This is a genomic window from Ethanoligenens harbinense YUAN-3 (assembly GCF_000178115.2).
GTDB classification, from domain to species: domain Bacteria; phylum Bacillota; class Clostridia; order Oscillospirales; family Ethanoligenentaceae; genus Ethanoligenens; species Ethanoligenens harbinense.
Genome location: NC_014828.1, coordinates 1574651 through 1594931, shown reverse-complemented (window position 1 = coordinate 1594931; position 20281 = coordinate 1574651). Strand labels below are relative to the sequence as shown.

The window sequence follows — 20281 nt, the reverse complement described above, 5'->3', positions numbered from 1 at the left end:
AAAATTGCGGGGGTGACAGCATGCTACGCTTGGTTCTGGGGCGCGCGGGCAGCGGCAAGACATGGTTCGCACTGGAAAAGGCGGCGCAGGCCGTGGCGGAAGGACAGGATGCAGTGCTGGTGGTGCCGGAGCAGTTCACGTTCGAGATGGAACGCGCGCTGCTCCAGACGGTCGGCCCTGCCGCCTGCCTGCATGTGGAAGTGCTTAGTTTTTCCCGCATGGCACAGCGCGTGTTCGGGTTGTGCGGCGGCGCCGCGGGGCGTGCGATTGACGGCTGCGGGCGCGTGCTGGTGATGAGCATGGCCGCCAAACAGGTCGCCGACCTGCTGCAGGTCTATCACCGGCAGGCAGACAGCCCCGCGTTTGCAAAAGCGATGGTGGAAGCGGTGGCCGAACTCAAGTACTGCGGTGTGGCCCCTGATATGCTTGCCGCGGCCGGCGGTCAGATGGATGACGACGCGCTGGCGGGCAAGTTGGCGGATCTTTCGCTGCTCCTGCAAACCTATGACGCGCTGTGTTCCCGCCTGTTTTCGGACGATCTGGACGGTATCGCCCGCTTGGCCGAAAAACTGGAGGATTGCCTGTTTTTTGAGGGTAAAACGGTCGTCATCGACGCGTTCAAAGGGTTCACCGCTCCCCAGAAACGGGTGCTCGGGCATATTCTCCGGCAAAGCGACGACGTATATGTCACCCTCTGCGCCGACCGGCTGGAGGACGCGGAGCAGGGCCTGGGGCTGTTTTCGCCCGTGCAGAAAACAGCGGGAGAACTGCTTCATTTGGCACGGAAGCTGGAGGTGGCGGTCGCCAAGCCGGTGCTGCTTGGCCCCCCGCGCCGCTTTGCCGCGCCGGAGATTGCCGCGCTGGAAGAGCGCGTTTTCCGGCCGGAGGCAGCACCGTTTAACGGAGAAGCATCCGCTTTGCGGATTGTTTCGGCGGGAAACCTGTATGAGGAAGTGCAGTTTGTGGCGAGGGAGATCGCCCGGCTGGTGCAGACTGGGGAGGCGCGCTACGATGAGATGGTGGTCATCTCGCGCGGGCTGCCGCTTTACAACGGCATTCTGGACCCCGTGTGTAACAAATACGGCATTCCCCTGTTTCTTGATGCTAGGCGCGATGTATCCGCCCATCCGCTGATGGCGTTCGTTTCCGGCGCGCTGGAGCTTCTCGCGGGCAATTTCCGGCAGGAAGCGGTACTTCGCTATCTCAAGACCGGGTTGGCAGGCCTTTCCACGGTCGAAATCGCGCAGTTGGAAAATTATCTCTATACATGGAACCTGCAGGGGCGTACGGCCTGGCAGACCGAATGGACAGACCATCCGGATGGATTCGGCAGCACCGCGCAACCGGACGACGCACGTCTGAGAACGCTGAACGCACTGCGTCTGCGGGTGATGGAGCCGGTGGAAACGCTGGCGGCAGCACTGGAACAGGCGGACGGCGCCGGGCAGGCGCAGGCGCTGTATGCGTTTTTGACCGGGATGCAGGTTGAGCGGCAGATGGCGGAAGCCTGCGCGCGCTTTGCCCAAAACGGCGAGCAGGAACTGGAAGATGAATACCGGCAGGTGTGGGACAAGCTGATTGGCATGCTGGAACAGATGGCCGCCGTGCTTGGCGAACGGGCTGTCACGGTGCCGGAGCTTTTGCGCATGTTGCGGCTGGCCATCGGGGCTACCGAACTGGCGCATATCCCACCCACGCTCGACCAGGTCACGGCGGGCGACGCGGAGCGTATCCGCGCCGGGGACGCCGCCTATGTGTTCGTCATCGGCCTGGCGGACGGTGTGTTTCCCAAAACGGGTAGCGGCGGCATCCTCACCGACAGCGAACGCGAACAACTCATCCGGCTGGGATTGGAACTTTCCCCGCCTGCCGAGGAACGGCTGGTGGAGGAACGCTTCATTGCCTACCAGGCGTTTGCCTGCGCCTCCCGCGCGCTCTATCTCTGCTGTCCGCGCAGCGACACCAAAGGGAAAGTCATCCAATCCTCGCCGTATCTGGCGCAGGTGCAGGCGTTGTTTCCACATGCGATGCGGTGCGACGCGTCCTGCGGCCCGCTGGACGCTATATGGAGCGGGCAGTCGGCCTTTGAGCAGCTGGCATCCCGTTTTCGGGAGCGGGACGGCTTTTCCGCCGCACTGCGCGCCTGCTTTGAGAGCCGCCCGGAGGACGCGATCCGCCTGCGCGCGCTGGAGCGTGCTGCGGAAAAACGTCCTGCCCGCCTGACCGACCATGCCGCCGCCCGGGCGCTTTTCGGGGAGCGGATGCACATCAGCCCCAGCCGGCTGGAGGCCTATGGGCAATGCCGGTTTTTGTATTTCTGCCGGTATGGGATGAAGGCCCTGCCGCGTCGGCGGGCGGAACTGGCCGCTCCGGAAGTGGGCACGCTCGTGCATTTTGTTTTGGAGCATCTGCTGCAGGCGCACCCGGGCGGGCAACTGGCGGAGCTCTCACGCGCGCAGTTGGAGGAGGAAACCGGCCTCCTGCTCACGGATTTTGCGGACGGCTATCTCGGTGGGTTGGAAAATAAACCTGAGCGCTTCAAGCACCTGTTCTTGCGCCTGCGGGAAACAGTGCTCCGGCTGATTGACCGTTTGGCCGCCGAATTTTCGCAGAGCCGTTTTGTGCCGGTGGATTTCGAATTGCCCATCGGCATAGACGGGGAAGTGCCGCCCACGGTTCTGCCGCTTCAGGACGGCGGCGCCATCGCGGTGGAGGGCAAGGTGGACCGTGTGGATATCTTGAAAAACGGCGACAGGGCCTATCTGCGTGTGGTGGATTACAAGACAGGCTCGAAAAGCTTTCAGTTCGCGGACGTGCTGTACGGCCTGAACCTGCAGATGTTCATCTATCTGTTCACGCTGTGCGATCAGGCGGCGGAGCGCTACGGCGTGCGGGAACTGCTGCCCGCCGGGGTGCTGTATTTCCCCGCCAGGCAGCCGGACGTGGAAACCCCGCATGGGGCCGCGCCCGAGGAAGTTGTCAAAGCGGCCGACGGCAAACTGAAAATGAGCGGCATGGTGGCGGATGACCCGAATATCATCCGCAGTATGGAGCGCGAGGCAAAGGGCCTGTTCATTCCCGCGCAGCTCAAAGGCGGCGGCGAGCCGGATGCGCGCTCCACAGTTGCGTCGCTGGCGCAGTTCGGGGCGCTCAAGCGGCATGTGGACAGGCTGCTGCGTCAAATGGCCGCCACTCTGCGCGCGGGGGACATTGCCGCCGTGCCGGTGGCGGGGCTGGGGTATCAGCCGTGTAGCTACTGCGATTACGCGGGTGTCTGCGGCTTTGAAAAAGGTGACCCGCAGCACTGGCTGAACCGGATGGGCAAAGCGGAAATCTGGCAGGCAATCGGGGAGGGGGAGAACGATGGCGGACCGGCAATGGACGGCGGAGCAGAAACAGGCGATTGAGGCCAGAGGCGGCACGCTGCTGGTCTCGGCGGCTGCGGGCAGCGGCAAGACGGCGGTGCTGGTGGAGCGAGTGGTCGGACGCATGACCGACCCGAACCATCCCTGCGATGCCGACCGTCTGCTGGTGGTTACATTTACCAACGCGGCGGCGGCGGAGATGCGGGCGCGGCTGGCCGCAAGGCTGCACACGCTGGCCGTGGAGCACCCGGAGGACGCCAACCTGCGCCGCCAGCAGATTTTGCTCCAGCACGCGCACATCAGCACCATCCACGCGTTCTGTCTCGAACTGCTGCGTGCACATTTTGAAAAACTGGACATTCCGCCTGATTTCCGTATCGCGGACGAAAACGAGGCGCGCGTGCTGCTGGGCGACACGCTGGACGAACTGTTGGAAGAGTCGTATGCGGGCGGCGCGGCGGGCGGCGCGTTTTTGCACCTGAGTGAAATGCTCGGTGCGGGGCGGGACGATACGAGCCTGACGGATACCATCCTGCGCCTGTTCGATTTTCTCCGCTCTTTGCCCGACCCGGATGCCTGGCTGGACGAAAAACTCGCTCTCTACCGCACCGATATCCCGCTGGGGGATACGCTTTGGGGGCAGGCGGCGCTGCGCTTTGCTTCCGCCGCGCTGGGAAATGCCGCCGGGGCTCTGCGCGCCGCGCTGGAAACCATGCGGGGCGTCGACACGCTGGAGAAAGCGTACGGCGGCGCGTTTGCCTCGCTGCTTGCTCAGGTGGAGCGGGCATGCTCCCTTGCAAACGCAAAAGACTGGGACGGCGTGACTGTGGCCGTGCAGGGGATGGTCTACGACCGGCTGGGCGCGGCGCGCAAGATGGACGACCCGGCGCTGCGAGACCGCTTGAAAGGCGTGCGCGATACGGTGAAAGAGCAGATGGACAAGCTCTGCGCGGGCGTGCTCTGCTGCACCGAGGCCGAATACCGCGTGGACGTGGAGCGGCTGCGCCCGCTGGCGGAGAGCCTATTCGGGGTCGTCAAGGAACTGGATAGCCGGTTCTATGCCAAAAAGGCGGAAAAAGGCATTCTCGATTTCGGCGATCTGGAACGGCTGGCATTGCGCCTGCTGCGCGGGAAAGACGGCTCGCCCACGCCCGCCGCGTACGCGGTGGCTGCGCAGTTCGAGGAAGTGCTGGTGGACGAGTATCAGGATGTCAACCCCGCGCAGGATGCCATCTTCCGCGCGGTGTCCCGCGAAGAACAGAACCTGTTCATGGTGGGCGATGTCAAGCAGAGCATCTATCGCTTCCGCAAGGCCACGCCCGAGCTGTTTATTGAAAAAAAAGAGACCTTTTCCCCGTATGACGGGCATACATACCCCGCGCGCATTGTGCTCGGGCGCAATTTCCGCAGTCGTGCGGGTGTGGCGGAAGCGGTGAATTTCGTGTTCGGGCAGTTGATGTCCCGGGAACTGGGCGGCATCGACTATGGTGAGGAGGAACGGATGACCCCCGCCGCCGTCTACTTCGACCGGCCGGGGAACGAGGCGGATTTCGCGCTGCACCTGGTTGAAACGGCCGCATATGACGAGAACGACGACAACGCCATGCTGGAAGCGCGCTATGTGGCGCGGACGGTCGCGCGGATGCTGCGGGAGGGCTATACCGTGCAGGGCGCGGGCGGCCCTCGTTCGGTTGTCTGCAAGGATTTCTGTATCCTGCTGCGCGGCGCGAACCGGCTGGCGCAGACTTACGTGGACGCGCTCAAAGAAGAAGGCTTGCCCGCTTACGCGGACATCGCGGGCGGCTATCTCGGCTCGTATGAGGTGGCGGTGATGCTCGCACTGCTGCGTGTGCTGGACAACCCTTTGCAGGACATCCCGCTGCTGTCGGTGATGCTCTCGCCGGTGTTCGGCTTTTCGCCGGACGATCTGGCCGGTTTGCGTCTGGAACATCCGAAAGGGCATCTGTATCTCGCGGTGCTTGCGCGGGCGAAGGCGGAGGGGGGGCATTTTGCGGCTTTTGTCGAGATGCTGGATGATTTGCGCCGTTTGGCGGCGGTGCTGCCGTCCGACCGACTGATTCTGCGCGTCTATGAGAGCACGGCGTTTCTCGATATCTGCACCGCCATGCCGGGTGGGGCGGGCAGACGGGCCAACCTGCGCCTGCTGCTCGATTATGCGCGCAGTTATGAGGCGGCTGGGTTCCGCGGGCTGGCGGGATTTGTGCGTTTCGTGGACCGGGTGGCGGAAGACGCCGACCTGCCGCCCGCTTCCACCGTGTCCGAGGACGCGGACGTGGTGCGGGTGATGAGCATCCACAAATCCAAAGGACTGGAGTTTCCGGTCTGCATCGTGGCGGGTTTAGGGCGGCGCTTTAACCGGGAAGACAGTCGGCGCGGCACGCTGTTCCACCCCGAATATGGGTTTGGCAGTTATCTGCGCGACCCCGCGCTTTCCTGCCATGTCACCACGCTGCCGCGTGAGGTGGTGCGCATTGAGACCGAACGCGGCTCGATGGCGGAGGAGATGCGCGTGCTCTATGTCGCTATGACGCGGGCAAAGGAAAAGCTGATCTGCGTGGCCGCGGTGCCCACGGCGGAAAAGGCCGTCGCATCCGCCGCCGCGCTGCTTCGCCCGGACGGCGCGGGCATCGTGCCGTTTGCCGCCATGCAGGCGCCGAATTTCATGGCGTGGCTGCTGGCCTGCGTGCTGCGCCATCCTTCCTGCGGCTGTTTGCGGGCGCTTGCCGGGCTGGAGGAACTGTCAATTCTCTCCACGGCACACAGCATGGAGCCGGTCATCGCTCAGGCGGAGGGGGCTTGCAAAACAGCACCGGACGTGGAGCAGGAGACGCCGCAGCCCGTGGATGAAGAACTGCTGGCGGAGATCCGGCGGCGCATCGCGTTTGTTTACCCGCATGAGCCGCTGACCCGCCTGCCGTCCAAGCTGGCGGTGTCCGAGATCGCGGAAGAACGTCTGCACCGTGATTTTGGCGTGCGCCGTCCGTCGTTTGTGCAGGCGGGGCTGTCGGCCGCGCAGAAAGGCACCGCCCTGCACACGTTCATGCAGTTGGCCGATCTGGCAAACCTCCACTCGACAGAGGATGTTGCGGCAGAGGCGCGGCGGCTGGTGAAGAGTGCGCACCTGCTGCCGGAGGAGGGCAAAGCGGTGGATGCCGCGCAGGTTCTGGCGTTTCTGGAGACGCCGCTGTTCGCACGGCTGCGGCGGGCGGAACGCATATGGAAAGAGCTGCGCTTCAACCTGACGGTTTCCCCGGATGAGCTTTCCGGAATGGGAATGGACGTGCCCGCTCCCACGAACACGGCGCTGGATGTACGCGCGCAGATCGTGCTACAGGGTATGGCGGACGTGGTCTGGGTCGAGGACGGACGGTATTTTATCCTTGATTACAAGACCGACCATGCGGGCGCGGACGAGCTGCGCGCGCGTTATGCCGGGCAACTTGCACTCTATGCGCGCGCGGTGGGGCAGATCTTCCGCACACCGGTGGCCGCTTGCTATCTTTACGGCTTTGCGCAGGGCGCGCTGGTCGAACTGTGAGATACAGCATACAACACAGGAAAGGAATATTCTATTGAACGACCGCAGAAAATCTCTGTTTGTTCCCGAGAAGATTGACGCGCTTCGTCCGTTTTCCGCGCCGCTGCTCGCATGGTACGGCGCCAACGCCCGTAGGCTGCCGTGGAGGGTTTTGCCCACACCGTACCGCGTATGGGTATCCGAGATCATGCTCCAGCAGACGCGGGTGGAAGCGGTCGTCCCATATTATGAGCGGTTCCTCGCGGCGCTGCCCGATCTGCCCGCTCTGGCCCGCGCGCCGGAAGACCGCCTGCTGAAGCTTTGGGAAGGGCTTGGGTACTATTCGCGCGTGCGCAATATGCAGAAGGCCGCGCAGGCCGTGGTACTGGCGGGCGGCACAAATCTGCCCGGCTCCTATGAAGCGCTGCGCGCGCTGCCCGGCATTGGACCGTATACGGCGGGGGCGGTCGCGTCCATCGCGTTTGGTATCCCGGTACCGGCGGTGGACGGCAATGTACTGCGTGTGCTGGCGCGTTTGCTGGCCTGTAGGGAGGACATCGCTCTGCCGCAGGTGAAGCGTGCGTTCGAGCAGGCGGCCGCCGCGCTGTTGCTTCGGGAGTGTCCGGGGGATTTCAACCAGGCCATGATGGAACTGGGGGCCACCGTCTGCCTGCCCAACGCCGCGCCGCGCTGCGCGGATTGCCCGGTGCGGGCGTTCTGTGCCGCCGCGCGGGCGGGCAACGCGCCGGATTACCCGTATAAATCACCGAAAAAACCGCGCGTCGTGGAAGAACGCACGGTTTTTGTGGTGGTGGCGGAGCACACCGTGCTGCTGCGCCGCCGCGCGGGCAAGGGGCTGCTGGCGGGCATGTGGGAACTGCCCAATCTGGCCGGCTGGCTGAGCGCGGAAGAAACCGGCGCGGTGCTGGCAGGCTGGGGCATGCCCGAAGCGGAGACCCGTGCGCTAGGCGACGGAAAGCATATTTTTTCACATATTGAATGGCGGATGAAGGGCTTGCTGGCGCTTCCGCACGCCTGCCCGCCGGTGGAGGACGGCGTCTGGGCGAACGCCGCCGACCTGGCGGAGCGCTATGCGCTGCCCAGCGCGTTTCGACCGTACGCGCGCCTGCTGCTGGAGCTGCTCGCGCGGGACGGAATGTAGCATAAGAACCGCCGTCTTTTCGTGTATGCGTCCGGGGCGGACATCTCCGATGGTGCGGCGTCCGTGCGCCGTACGGTGAAGCGAGGACGGCGGGAGTAATCAAGCGGGGCTGGCAGAATCTTTCTTTTCATTGCTTCAAAAATGTGGTAGTATGATAGACATATGAGGACTGATTTAGGTATTGGGTGCAGAAATTATAAAAAAGAAGTGGTTGAAATGAAGACAAAACTCTCCGCATTTAAAACAGGCGCGGTGCTGCTGGCTGTTCAGGTTATCGCGTTTGCTGTTTTTACCGTTCTTGTTTTTTATCATAAAGCAGGAGGAAACGCTTTGTTCGCCACAGGGGCCGTGCTGGCGGTTCTTTCCGCGGCCGCTGTGATATTGGTCCAGCAGTTCACGGTGGTTGCCCGGGTGAAAAAAGTTACGAACCAGCTTGCCGATATCCTGCGCGGCCGGCTGGACGGGCGGCTCCGCAGCCGTTCCGGCGACGCGGTCGGTCTTTTGTCCGCGCAGGCGGATGCGCTGGCCGACGCGCTGCAGACGCAGGTGCTCGACCCGTTGGCCGGGCTTGCGGCGGGGAATCTGCATGCGCAGGCAGGCGATTCTCATCCGCTGGGGCAGGCGGTGTCGCGCCTGCAGGCCGTGGTGAGCAGCATTTTAAAGGATACCGAGCGGCTGCTGGAGGCAGTGAACGCGGGCGATCTGACACAGCGGATCGACGAGGGGAAATATCGTGGGGAATGGCGGAAATATGCGGCGGAATTCAACCAGCTGATGGAAACCGTTGCCGCCCCGGTCTCGGAGATCAACAAGGTCCTGCAGAACATGTCGGTGGATGATTTCTCTCTGAAAATGGAGGGAGATTATCCGGGCGTTTTCAAGAATATGTCCGGGGCGATCAATATCCTGCGCATGCGTCTGATCGGCATCCAGAACTTGATGGAAAAGATCGCAAACGGCGACGTGCAGAAGCTTTCCATGAGCGCCAACATCCGCGCCCGATCGGAGAACGACCGGCTGATGCCCGCGCTGGCGGCCATGATGGGCACGGTGAATGCGCTGGTGGCGGAAGTGGTACGGCTCACTGAGGAAAGCGTGAAGGGCAACATCCTGCATGTGCGCGGTGACGCGAGTCGGTTCCGGGGCGGCTACCGGGAGATCATCGACGGGATCAACGGCACGCTGGATGCGATTTCCGCACCGGTTTTGGAGGCCATAAATGTGCTGACGGCCATCAAGTCCAACGACTATACCGCTGCGTTGTCGCGGAGTTTCCGGGGAGATTTTGCCGAACTGGAGGACGGCATCGCCAGTGTGCAGCGGCAGGGCCTGTATATCCAGGACATCGTGGAGCAGGTGGCATCCGGCGATGTGCGTGAACTCGCGGTGCTGAAAGAACAGGGGCAGCGCAGCGAAAACGACCGGCTGACCCCGGCGTTCATTACCATGATGGAAACGCTCCATACGCTCATCGGCGAATTGTCGTCCATCACGCATGCGGCGGTGCTGGGCGACCTGAGCGTCCGCGGGGATGTGTCCGGGTTCCAGGGAAAATATGCGGAAATCGTGGACGGCCTCAATCAGCTGCTTGAGGCGATGGAGCGCCCGACCCAGGCGGTCACCGAGGCGATGGCGCACATCGCCGCCTGCGAGTTTGACACACATGTGGAGGGCGAATTCAGCGGCGTGTTCAAAGTGCAGGTGGATGCGGTGAATCAGACTGCGGCGGAGCTTGGCGGGATCGTCCGCCGGGTTTCCGACAGTCTGGACAGGATGGCGCAGGGCGATTTCAGCGAGCCCGCTTTGCCGGAATTCCGCGGGGGATTTTCGCACATTTCCGCTTCTCTGAATACGATCCTGGAGTCTCTCAACCAGTTGTTCGGCGGTATCCTGGCGACAGCCGAACAGGTGGCGGCCGGCGCGGCGGAAGTTTCGCAGGGCAGCCAGAGCTTGTCGCAGGGAGCGACGGAGCAGGCCGGCGCGGTGGAGGAACTGACCGCCACCATCGCGGAGATTGCCGGGCAGACCAGAAGCAACGCGGAAAACGCCAACAAAACCAACGACCTGGTGGGTGCCGTCAAAACCAGCGCAGGAAAGGGCGGCAAGCAGATGGATAACATGCTCCGCTCCATGGATGAGATCAGCGAATCCTCCCGGAACATCTCCAAGATCATCAAGGTGATCGACGACATTGCGTTCCAGACCAATATCCTTGCCCTAAACGCGGCGGTGGAGGCCGCGCGTGCGGGCCAGTACGGCAAAGGATTCGCCGTGGTGGCCGAAGAAGTGCGTAACCTCGCGGCCCGGAGCGCCAATGCCGCCAAAGAGACCACCTCGCTGATTGAAAACACCGTCGAAAAAGTAGCGGTGGGCACCGGAACCGCCCATGAAACGGCGAAGGAATTCACGGTGATTTCAGACGGCGTGGAGAAAATGGCCACGCTCATGCAAGAAATCGCCACCTCTTCCAACGAGCAGGCATCCGGCATCGCACAGGTGGATACGGGGGTGGAGCAGGTGTCCATGGTGGTGCAGACCAACTCGGCTACGTCGGAAGAAAGCGCGGCGGCCAGTGAAGAACTTTCCGGGCAGGCCGAGGAACTGCGCAATCAGCTCTCGCGGTTTACACTGCGGTAAGGTTCCGCGGCTTATCAAAAAAACGGGGCGGCTATGCCGCTGAGAGGGAATATGAGACCATTTCAATTTCCAAAAGACTTTTTGTTTGGCAGCGCGACGGCCGGCGTGCAGGTAGAAGGCGGCGACCGGAACAACAACTGGTATGTCTGGGCACAGCAGGGGCACATCAAGGATGGCAGCGACATCCTGCGCGCGGGCGACCATTGGAACCGCTACAGGGAGGATATCGCGCTTCTGTCCCAGATGCACCATAAGGTTTACCGCATGGGCATCGAGTGGAGCCGCATCGAGCCGGAAAAGGGCCGGTTTGACGAGCAGGCGGTCGCCCACTACCGGGATGTGCTTTCCCGGCTCATCCAGAATCACATATGTCCACTGGTGACACTGCACCATTTTACGTATCCGATCTGGCTCGATAAAGAGGGTGGGTTCGCGTCCAAACAGATCGTTTCCCATTTCAAACGGTATACGGCCTTTGTGGTGGAGCGTCTGGGCGATCTCGTCAGCGAATATATCACCATCAACGAGCCCAATGTGTTTCTGCTCAACAGCTATGTGGCCGGCATGTGGCCGCCCGGCAAAAAGGATATTCCTTTGGCATATCAGATCTTTGTGAATATGTCGCTCTGCCATTTTGCGGCGTATGAACTCATCCATAAGATCCGGCGGCAGCGCGGGTTTCCCGGTAAAACGATGGTGGGCGTCGCCAACCACCTGCGGGTGTTCGATCCCCTGCGCAAAGGGCGCACACCGGACAGTTTTATCGCGGAGAAAGAACAGTTTTTCTTTCAGGACGCGTTCGCGGATTATATGACGACGGGTACGCTGCCGTTCCCTGCGCGCCTGTTCGTCCCGCAGGGGCACGAGGGGCATTATGCTGATTTTATCGGCATCAACTATTATTCCCGCAACATCGTCAACGCGGTGGATCTCAAGACTTTCGTGCAGCCCGATCGCCCCGTGAACGACCTGGGGTGGGAAATTTATCCGGACGGCCTGCGCATCCTGTGTGAAACGTTCTATGAGCGCTATCATCTGCCCATCTGGATCACGGAGAACGGCGTCTGCGACAACAATGACGTACTGCGTGTGCGGTTTATTGCCGAGCATCTGCGCGCAGTGAAAAAAGCCATCGACAAGGGAGTCCCGGTCGAACGCTATTACCACTGGTCGCTCATGGACAATTTCGAGTGGCTGGAAGGGGAATCGGCGCGGTTCGGGCTGGTGTATGTGGATTATGAGACCCAGCGCAGGATCATCAAAAAAAGCGGCCGGTTCTACGCGAGGATCTGCGAGGACGGCGGCTGTACGGAGGAACTCATCCGCGAATACAATCTTGCATAAACAGGCCGGCGGCCCGGGAGAATATCCCGGGCCGCACGGTTTATCGGGCCGACGTGTCGGCCTCTTTTTCCTGCCGTTGTTTTTTCGCCCAACTGCGAAAGCGGGCTGCGTTCACCAGGTCGTAAATGCCGTAGATGAACGGGAACACGCGGTTGATGGTAAAATAGCTGACCATGTGGATAAGGGAGGGGAAGACCACCGGGCTGTCGGTGTGCAGGCCGGCCATGATGCATGCGGCCACCCAGGACGGCGACTGCACCGGGAACGGCACTGGCGCCCGGTCGCCCGCTTTTTTAAAGAATTTGGTAGCGGTCGCCACGGGGAAGATAAGAGTGAGCGTGCCCTTGTCGTTTTTTTCAAAATAATAGGTGTGCGCAAAGTGCTCAATAGCGGCTTTGGTGGAGCAGTACAGCGCATAGCCCGGCAGCGGGATGCGGCTGATCGCCGAGCAGGTCATGATGACGTTGTAGCGGCGTCCGCGGTTGAGTTCCTTCATCTTTTCAAAGGAATAAATGGGCGAAAACACATTGGTTCGGAAGATGGATTCGATGTGGTCCCAGTCGGCGTGGTTGAGTTCCTCGCAATAGGCAAAGCCCGCATTGGCGATGAACAGGTCCACCCGCCCGAATTTTTTGACTGCGAAATCAAAAAGGCCGTCCACCTCCTCCTGTTTGGAAACATCGCAGGCGTAAGGGATGACCCGCGCCCCCTGGTTGGGGATAGAGCCGATGCGGCGGCTTACCGCGATGATGTCCGCGTCGTATCGCTGGAGCCGTTCCAACAGTTCCCGCCCGATGCCGGAGGACGCGCCCGTGAGGATGATGACTTTTCCGTTTGGATTCATATTGCTCACTTCCCGGATATTCGGCCTTGTTTGCACATCAACCGACAAGGCCCAGTTGGTTGCGGTAAAACTTCCGCTTGTTCCGCTGTTTCTATTGTACCTCGAATCGGGTGTTTTGTGCACGTTTTTCTGCAAAAATGCAGAAGAAGATTCCGTTTTGTTCGTGTATGATCGGAATATGGGGATATGGCAAGGCCGGGGCGTCCGGCATGATGTTGCCGAATGCCCCGGCCCGTGCCGGTGTGAAAAAGAGGGTCAGTTGCTGCTGCTCATTTGTTTCTGGCGGTACAGCAGGAGCGAGATAAGCAGCAATGCCGCCGCAAATCCAAGCTCGATGCCAATGTCCTGCAGAATCGGCGTAATGGAAGAAATCGTGTAGGAGGAGAGGCTGTTGATGGTATTGATAGCGTGCACATACCAATAGGCGGGCAGGAAACGCGAAAGGTTTACCACGCTGCTGCTCAGCAGCTCTTGTGGAACGAACACACCGCACAGGAAACTCATGCCCAGCGAGATGACGTTGGAAGCCGCACTGGCGGCCTGGTCGTTTTTGACCACGGTGCTGACCAGGAACCCGATGCCCAGGCCCACCAGCATGCCCGCGAACGCGTTGGTCAGGTAGAGGATAGCCGTGCTCGGGTTGAGGGATTGCTGGCCCTCCACCAGCCCGAGACTGCACAGCACCGCCCAGAGTACCACACCGAATGTCAGGATAGCCAGCATTTGCTGCAGACTGCTGGAGACGGCCGGAATCGGGGCGCATAGGTTGCGCCGCCGCAGATCCAACTGCTGGAACGTAAACAGGACGGAGGAGGTGGAAAGAATCAGTATGGCGATGATTACGTAGATCAGATATCTGAAATAGTAGGAGGCGGTGCTGGTCTGGCTCTTTTGCCCGAAGGTACGCATGCTGACGGTTGACTGGTTCTTGAGCGCGGCGCTCACCCGCGCGGTGATCTGCGATTCCGGGAGGCCCGGCAGGCTTTTTGCGTACAGGTTTGCAAGGTTGAGATAACGGTTGACGAGATAATCCGTATAGATACTGCTGGTGCTGTCCGCCCGGGACGAACGGCTGATTGTCGCCGTGCCGCTCGTCAGGTCTTTGGAAAAACCGACCGGAATGCGCAGGATGCTGTCTGCCTGGTAGAAGAACAGGGCGTCCTGCAGCGCGCGCCTGTTGTCCTGCACGGAAACCAGCACGGCGTTTTGGGAAAGATACTGTTTCAGTCCGTCGGAGATGGCGGAGCTGCCGTCTTCATTGAAGATGACGACATTGCTTTTGGTCGCGGTGAAATTCATTATCCCGCTGTCCAGGTTGAGCTTGCTGAGCATCAGAGCCACAGAGAGGAAGATGACCAGATAGATCAGAAACGCGACCCTACGTTTTTGTATCACCCGAAGACAGGTTTTATAGACTCTCATATTTCTGCCTCCTCAGTGCAAAGTAGGTGACGGCAAAGAAGATGCCGGAAATCAGGAACAACAGGCCGACGTTCAGCAGATATTGGCCGGGCGTGTCGTAATAATAGAGGGAATAGAACGCATTGGCGGTCAGAGCGGCGGGATTGATGCGGTTTACGATCGGCGCGCTGGTCTCCACGATATAGATCATCTTGTTGTACATCAGGCCGGAAAGGAACGACAGGAACATGGACAGCGCGAGCAGAATGGCAATTTTCACGCCTTCCGCCGCTTTCAGGACGGCACCGATCATGGCACCAAACAGCACGCCCGCGCAGGAACCTGCGAAACACGCCAGCAGAACATATCCGGTCTGTGAGCCGAACTGCACGTTCAGTGCATACCGCATGTAGGCGACCAGCAGGAAGACGCCTGCCGTCTGGACGGTGAGCGCAGAGCAGAGCGAGGCGAAAAACACACGGGTCTTGTGCACCGGCGCCATGTTGATACGCGCACCCTGCATCGTCTGGTTGGCCTGCACGGCGTTGATCTCCCGGATGCCCCAGAAAGAGCCGTACATACAGGCCATGGCGATCAGCGCATAGAAATAGGTGAGGGTGGGGTTCGGTGATGTTTTCGACAGCGGGACCGAGCGGATAAAGTCCTGGGTTTTGACCTGCATGGCCGTGCGCAGGGCGGCCGGGTCCTGCGCGGCGATGTCTTTATATGCCGCGGTATATTGCAGGTATTCGTCCACAAACGATTTGAGGACGGTCTGGTAGACGCCGGACGCGTTGCTGGGGTCGGCCTGCTTGACGATGACCTGCAGATCGTCTGCTGCACTGCCGGGCAGGATGTAACCGACGATTTTACTGTTTTTCAGCGCGTCGTCGGCTTGTTTCTGCGACAAAAGCTGTACCTTGAACAGGGCCTTGGTTCCGTCGGCCTGTGTGCTCTGCACGCTCTGGATTGCCTGCTGGAACGCGGTGTCCTGCTGATACGCGCTGTTGTTGACCACCGCGATGGGAATCTCATTAAAAAGATCGTCCTTGCCGATGTTGGAAAACGCCATCGAGAAAAAGGTGGCCAGCACCAGCGGGAAGACGATCGACCAGAACAGGGTCATCCGGTCGCGCAGGTGGCATTTCAGCCGATGGGTATAGATATGTGTAAACATGCTCGTCACCCCCTCAGTCGCGCAGCTGCTTGCCGGTAATCTCAAGGAACACGTCGTTGAGCGTGGGCAATTCGCAGTAGATGCGGCCGTAAGCGATGTCGTGCGCCTTGAGATACTCGAGCACCTCGGTGAGGTTGCTGCGCCCCTGCGCGGATTTCACCGTGAGCGCCCCGTTTTCATAAGACACATCGGTCACGCGCGGTAACGCGCGCAGGCCGTCCTCATCCAGAACAGGTGCGCCAATGATCTCGGCCACAATCTTTTCACCGGTCTTGATGAGCCGGCGGAGCGAATCGGTGGTGCCGGTGGCGATGATCTTGCCTTTGTCCATGATGGCGATGCGGGTGCAGATCTGCTCGACTTCTTCCATATAATGCGAGGTGTAGATGATGGTGGCGCCCTGCCGGTTAAGCTCCTGGATGCCTTCGAGGATCTTGTTGCGGCTTTGTGGGTCTACGGCTACCGTCGGCTCGTCGAGGATGATGAGCTTGGGTTTGTGCGCGATACCGCAGGCGATGTTCAGGCGGCGCAGCAGGCCGCCGCTGAGTTTCTTGGGATAGAACTTTTTGAAATCTTCCAGCCCGACGAACGAGATGGCCTCGTCCACCAGCCGGTTGCATTCCTTTTTATCTTTGATGTACAGCCCGCAGAAATACTGGATGTTGTCATAGACGGTCAGCTCATTGAACACGGCCACGTTCTGGAAAATCACACCAATGTTGCGCTTGATGTCATATGCGTCCGGCCGCATGGGCTTGCCGAAGATGCGGATATCGCCCTTGCTGTACCGCAGCAGGGACAGAATGCAGTTGATCGAGGTCGATTTGCCCGAACCGTTCGGGCCGAGCAGACCGAACACCTCGCCCTCCTCCACCTCCAGGTTGAGATGGTCGAGCGCCAGCAGGTCTCCGTAGCGCTTGACCAGGTTCTTCACTTCCACTACCATAGTTCTTCTCCTCCGTTCAGGGTCGGTTCCCTTTTTCTTACAAGTACCAGTATAACAGGGCGGACGGGGCGCGCACAGTGTCATCCTTCCAAGTTGGGCATGACAAATGTCATGGCGGGGCGGTTACGGCCCGTATTCCTGTTTAGGGAAGCGATAAGTCCGGCAATATGTACACAGCCTGAAAAACGGGATGGCATTTGGAGTGCGGCTTGTTTCAGGCTGAGCGACGGATAACCGGAAACCTTGCCTGAACCGAAATGCGGGCGGCGCTCGCCTTGTGCATTTCACGCGGATATGCTACTATTTGGACAGAAAACGGAAGGAGGAACGGCGGTGAACCGTTTACTGGATAAGAGCGCGCTGTTCCTGCTGTGCGCCGTGTGGTATCTGCAAAATATCCGGGATGTTTATGCGGTGGTACCGCTGCTGACCGCCGTAATCATCGGCGCGGGAATGAGCCTTTTTGAGAGGGAAAATCTGCGGCGGGGCCTGTTCGGCGGTTATCTGTTGTTTTGCCTGCTTGTGCCCTCCGCGGTCTATTTTTTGCCGCTTATCTGCTACGATGTGTTTTTTGGGGAAATGCGCTGGCTGTTTTTGTTGGGGATCATTCCGCTTTGCGCCGCGCTGCCGTCCGGCGGCGCAAAGCTGCTTGGATGGGGGGCGCTGGCAGGCGCGGTGGCCTATTTCATGCGCAGGCGCACCGATGCGTTTGAAAAACTATCCAGGCGGGCGCTGACCGTACGGGACGATGCGAAAGAAACCGAACTGCGTCTGGTGGCCAAAAACCATGAACTGCTGGAAAAGCAGGAGTATGAAATTCGCCTGGCCACGCTGACCGAGCGCAACCGCATCGCGCGCGATATCCACGATACGGTGGGGCATCTGCTCTCAAGTTCCATTTTGCAGATCGGTGCGCTGCTTGCCGTTACCAAAGAGGAACCGATGCGGCAAAGCCTGCAAACGCTCAAAAGCACCCTTTCCCGCGGGATGGACAGCATCCGCGCCGATATCCACAATCTGCATGACCAGTCGCTTGACCTGCGGTTGGAAGCCGTCCGGCTGACGGATGCATTCCGTTTCTGTCCGGCCCGGCTGGAGTATGACGTGGAGAATAACCCGTCGAACAACGTGCAGTATGTACTGCTGTTTGTGCTCAAAGAGGCGCTTTCCAACATTATGAAGCATTCCGACGCAACGTTTGTGCACGTGCTGCTGCGGGAACATCCGGGTTTTTATCAGCTTATCGTGCAGGACAATGGGCACGCGCCCGCCGTCGTGCAGCACCAGGGTCTGGGCCTGCAGAACATCACCGAGCGGGTGGAAAGCCTGAACGGGCGTGTGCGGTTCAGCGGGGATAACGGGTTCCTGGTATTTGTGACTATTCCGAAAGGAGCCGGTATATGACCGTATTGATCGTGGACGATGACCCGCTGGTTAGCACATCCCTCAAAACCATCGTGGAGGCGGATGAAGAGATCAGCGTCTGTGGTACGGGCGGGAGTGCCGCGGATGCCGCCCGGCTTTATGAACAGCTTGTCCCGGATATCCTGCTCATGGATATCCGCATGGGGAAACAGACCGGGCTGGACGCGGGCAGGGAAGTCATCTCCCGCCATCACGACGCCCGCGTGCTGTTCCTCACCACCTTTGCCGATGATGATTATATCATTGAAGCATTGCGTATCGGAGCCAAAGGCTATCTGCTCAAGCAGAATTTCGAGTCCATCGTGCCCGCGCTGAAAGCGGTCTACGCCGGGCAGACGGTGTTCGGCGAGGATATCGTGGCGAAAATACCGTCCTATTTCGGCCATGTGCCGCCGGATTTTTCCGCCTATGGTCTCACGGAAAAGGAAAGCGGATTGCTCGCGCTCATCGCGGAGGGGCTAAGCAATAAGGAAATCGCGTCCCGCGTGTTCCTCAGCGAGGGTACGGTGCGCAACAGCATCAGTGCCATTCTGGAAAAACTGCACCTGCGCGGCCGCACGCAGCTTGCCGTGTTTTACTATAAATGCGGGTACGGCCGGTGATATAATGGAACATACAGGAGGAGCGGACCGTGATGCGATGGGATTCGAACCAGTATTTGAAATTTGAACGGGAGCGCACACAGCCGTCCATCGACCTGACGGAGCATATTCGTTTACAAGACGTGCGTCGTGTGCTGGATATCGGCTGTGGGCCGGGTAACAGCACCCGCGTGCTTAAAGACCGCTTCCCGCAAGCGGATATTCTGGGTATCGACCGTTCCGCTGAGATGGTGGAAGCCGCCCGGAAAATGCATCCCGATCTGCGGTTCGGGGTGCTGGATGCCGGCAGCCAGCTGGGCGACCTTACGCCCGGTTTCGACGTGGTGTTCTCCAACGCCTGCATCCAGTGGATACCCGATCATCCGCGCCTGCTGCGCGAGATGCTGGGTTTGCTGCGTCCGGGTGGGGTGCTCGCCGTGCAGACGCCGATGAATTACGAAGAACCAATCCATCAGATCATCACGGAGACTGTTATGCGTGCGGATTGGAAAGACGCGTTCCCGCAGCCGCGCGTATTCTACAATCTGGAACAGAACGCTTATGTGGACCTTCTCACGGAACTGTCCGCCGCTTTTACGGTGTGGCAGACGACTTATTTCCACATCCTGCCCAACCATGCGGCTATTTTGGAATGGTATCGGGGCACAGGGCTGCGTCCGTACCTTTCGACGCTGCCGAAAGAATGCATACCGGCGTTTGAACAGGAAATTTTCGCGCAGATCGTGGCAAGATATCCAAAGCAGAAGAACGGAGAAGTTATTTTCCGTTTTCCGCGATTCTTTTTCACGGCAACGGCCCGCTGAAAGGTTACCTTGCGGACGGCGGCTGCAAACGGTCGGATGAACAGGAGGTCATACATTATGACAAAGCAAACAAACGACGGCGCAGCGCGTGAAATCCGGCTGGCCGGCGGCTGTTTTTGGGGGATGGAGGCGTTGTTCCGGCGCATTCCGGGTGTGCTGGATGTCACCACGGGCTATGCGAACGGCCGCACGGAGCATCCTCGATACGAGGAACTTTCCGAAACAGGGCATGCCGAAACGGTGGAGGTGCGGTACGACCCGGCGCAGATTTCGCTGACGGCGCTGCTCTGCTTTTTTTTCCGCGTCATCGACCCCACGGCCTATCACCGGCAGGGGGGAGACGTGGGCACGCAGTACCGCACCGGCATCTATTACCGGGACGAAGAGGATATGCCCGTGATCCAAAAGGCGCTGATTCGGGAGCAAAAGAAGTACAAGCGCCGCATCGTCACCGAGGTGGAGCCGCTGCGTGGGTTTTGCCCCGCAGAGGACTACCATCAACGCTATCTGGAGAAAAATCCGGGGGGGTATTGCCACATCGACATGGGTCTGATGGCGCCGGTACATGGCGAATGGAAGCCCGGCACCGGCCAAACACCGGACAGAGATACGCTGAAACAGACGCTGCCCGCCTCCTCTTATGCCGTCACGCAGGAAAACGGCACTGAGCCGCCGTTCCAGAACGCGTATTGGGACAATGATGAACCGGGCATCTATGTCGATATCGTGACAGGGGAACCGCTGTTCGTGACAACCGATCAGTTTGAATCCGGGTGCGGCTGGCCGAGTTTCACTCATCCCATCCGCAGTGCGAAAATCATAGAAAAACCGGACGCCAGCCACGGTATGCTGCGTACGGAGGTGCGCAGCGCATCCGGGGATGCGCATTTGGGCCACGTGTTCACCGACGGCCCGGCGGAAACGGGCGGGCTGCGATACTGTATCAACAGCGCCGCGTTGCGGTTCGTTCCCTGCGCGGAAATGGTGCGGGAGGGGTATGCTGCCTATTTGCACGAGGTGCGTTGACTCCCCTCCGG

13 protein-coding genes are annotated in these 20281 nt (G+C 60.1%); 9 read left to right on the top strand and 4 right to left on the bottom strand.

Going from position 1 to position 20281, the window contains the following annotated elements; translation table 11 throughout:
* Positions 1 to 20 precede the first annotated feature (20 nt).
* The 5 genes from ETHHA_RS07350 (at position 21) to ETHHA_RS07330 (ending at position 12046) form a co-directional block, all read left to right on the top strand.
* Positions 21 to 3407: a PD-(D/E)XK nuclease family protein gene (locus ETHHA_RS07350; RefSeq protein WP_013485349.1), complete on the top strand. Its 3387-nt coding sequence runs from the start codon at positions 21 to 23 to the stop codon at positions 3405 to 3407.
* Positions 3364 to 6924 (top strand): helicase-exonuclease AddAB subunit AddA, encoded by a 3561-nt coding sequence (addA, locus tag ETHHA_RS07345; protein WP_013485348.1) that lies wholly within the window; start codon positions 3364 to 3366, stop codon positions 6922 to 6924. The genes ETHHA_RS07350 and addA overlap by 44 nt, the downstream gene beginning before the upstream one ends.
* Before the next feature lie 34 nt (positions 6925 to 6958).
* Positions 6959 to 8065: an A/G-specific adenine glycosylase gene (gene mutY, locus ETHHA_RS07340; RefSeq protein WP_013485347.1), complete on the top strand. Its 1107-nt coding sequence runs from the start codon at positions 6959 to 6961 to the stop codon at positions 8063 to 8065.
* 216 nt (positions 8066 to 8281) lie between these two features.
* Positions 8282 to 10702, top strand: coding sequence for a methyl-accepting chemotaxis protein (locus tag ETHHA_RS07335; protein ID WP_049776580.1), 2421 nt, complete (start codon positions 8282 to 8284; stop codon positions 10700 to 10702).
* Between the two features lie 51 nt (positions 10703 to 10753).
* Entirely contained in the window at positions 10754 to 12046 is a 1293-nt protein-coding gene (locus ETHHA_RS07330) for a glycoside hydrolase family 1 protein (RefSeq protein WP_013485345.1), read from the top strand.
* A 40-nt stretch (positions 12047 to 12086) separates the two neighbouring features.
* Here the strand turns inward: ETHHA_RS07330 and ETHHA_RS07325 are convergent, their stop codons facing one another.
* From ETHHA_RS07325 to ETHHA_RS07310, 4 genes are all read right to left on the bottom strand, one after another.
* Entirely contained in the window at positions 12087 to 12890 is an 804-nt protein-coding gene (locus tag ETHHA_RS07325) for an SDR family NAD(P)-dependent oxidoreductase (RefSeq protein ID WP_013485344.1), read from the bottom strand.
* A gap of 255 nt (positions 12891 to 13145) precedes the next feature.
* Positions 13146 to 14312 carry an ABC transporter permease gene (locus ETHHA_RS07320; protein WP_013485343.1) on the bottom strand — a complete coding sequence of 389 codons (1167 nt, stop codon included), beginning with the start codon at positions 14310 to 14312 and terminating at the stop codon, positions 13146 to 13148.
* The gene (locus ETHHA_RS07315; protein ID WP_013485342.1) at positions 14299 to 15468 is read right to left on the bottom strand and encodes an ABC transporter permease; all 1170 of its coding nucleotides are present in this window, start codon (positions 15466 to 15468) and stop codon (positions 14299 to 14301) included. The genes ETHHA_RS07320 and ETHHA_RS07315 overlap by 14 nt, the downstream gene beginning before the upstream one ends.
* 13 nt (positions 15469 to 15481) lie before the next feature.
* A complete protein-coding gene (locus ETHHA_RS07310; RefSeq protein WP_013485341.1) occupies positions 15482 to 16414 on the bottom strand; it encodes an ABC transporter ATP-binding protein in 933 nt (310 codons plus the stop codon).
* 333 nt (positions 16415 to 16747) lie between these two features.
* Between ETHHA_RS07310 and ETHHA_RS15110 the strand changes: the two genes are divergently transcribed.
* From ETHHA_RS15110 to msrB, 4 genes are read left to right on the top strand one after another with little or no spacing between them, the layout of a single operon-like run.
* Positions 16748 to 17818 (top strand): sensor histidine kinase, encoded by a 1071-nt coding sequence (locus ETHHA_RS15110; RefSeq protein WP_013485340.1) that lies wholly within the window; start codon positions 16748 to 16750, stop codon positions 17816 to 17818.
* Positions 17815 to 18441, top strand: a complete 627-nt coding sequence (locus ETHHA_RS07300) for a response regulator (RefSeq protein ID WP_013485339.1) — start codon at positions 17815 to 17817, stop codon at positions 18439 to 18441. The genes ETHHA_RS15110 and ETHHA_RS07300 overlap by 4 nt, the downstream gene beginning before the upstream one ends.
* Positions 18442 to 18473: 32 nt before the next feature.
* Entirely contained in the window at positions 18474 to 19244 is a 771-nt protein-coding gene (locus tag ETHHA_RS07295; RefSeq protein WP_013485338.1) for a methyltransferase domain-containing protein, read from the top strand.
* A gap of 57 nt (positions 19245 to 19301) precedes the next feature.
* Positions 19302 to 20270, top strand: a complete 969-nt coding sequence (msrB, locus tag ETHHA_RS07290; protein WP_013485337.1) for a peptide-methionine (R)-S-oxide reductase MsrB — start codon at positions 19302 to 19304, stop codon at positions 20268 to 20270.
* Positions 20271 to 20281: the final 11 nt, after the last annotated feature.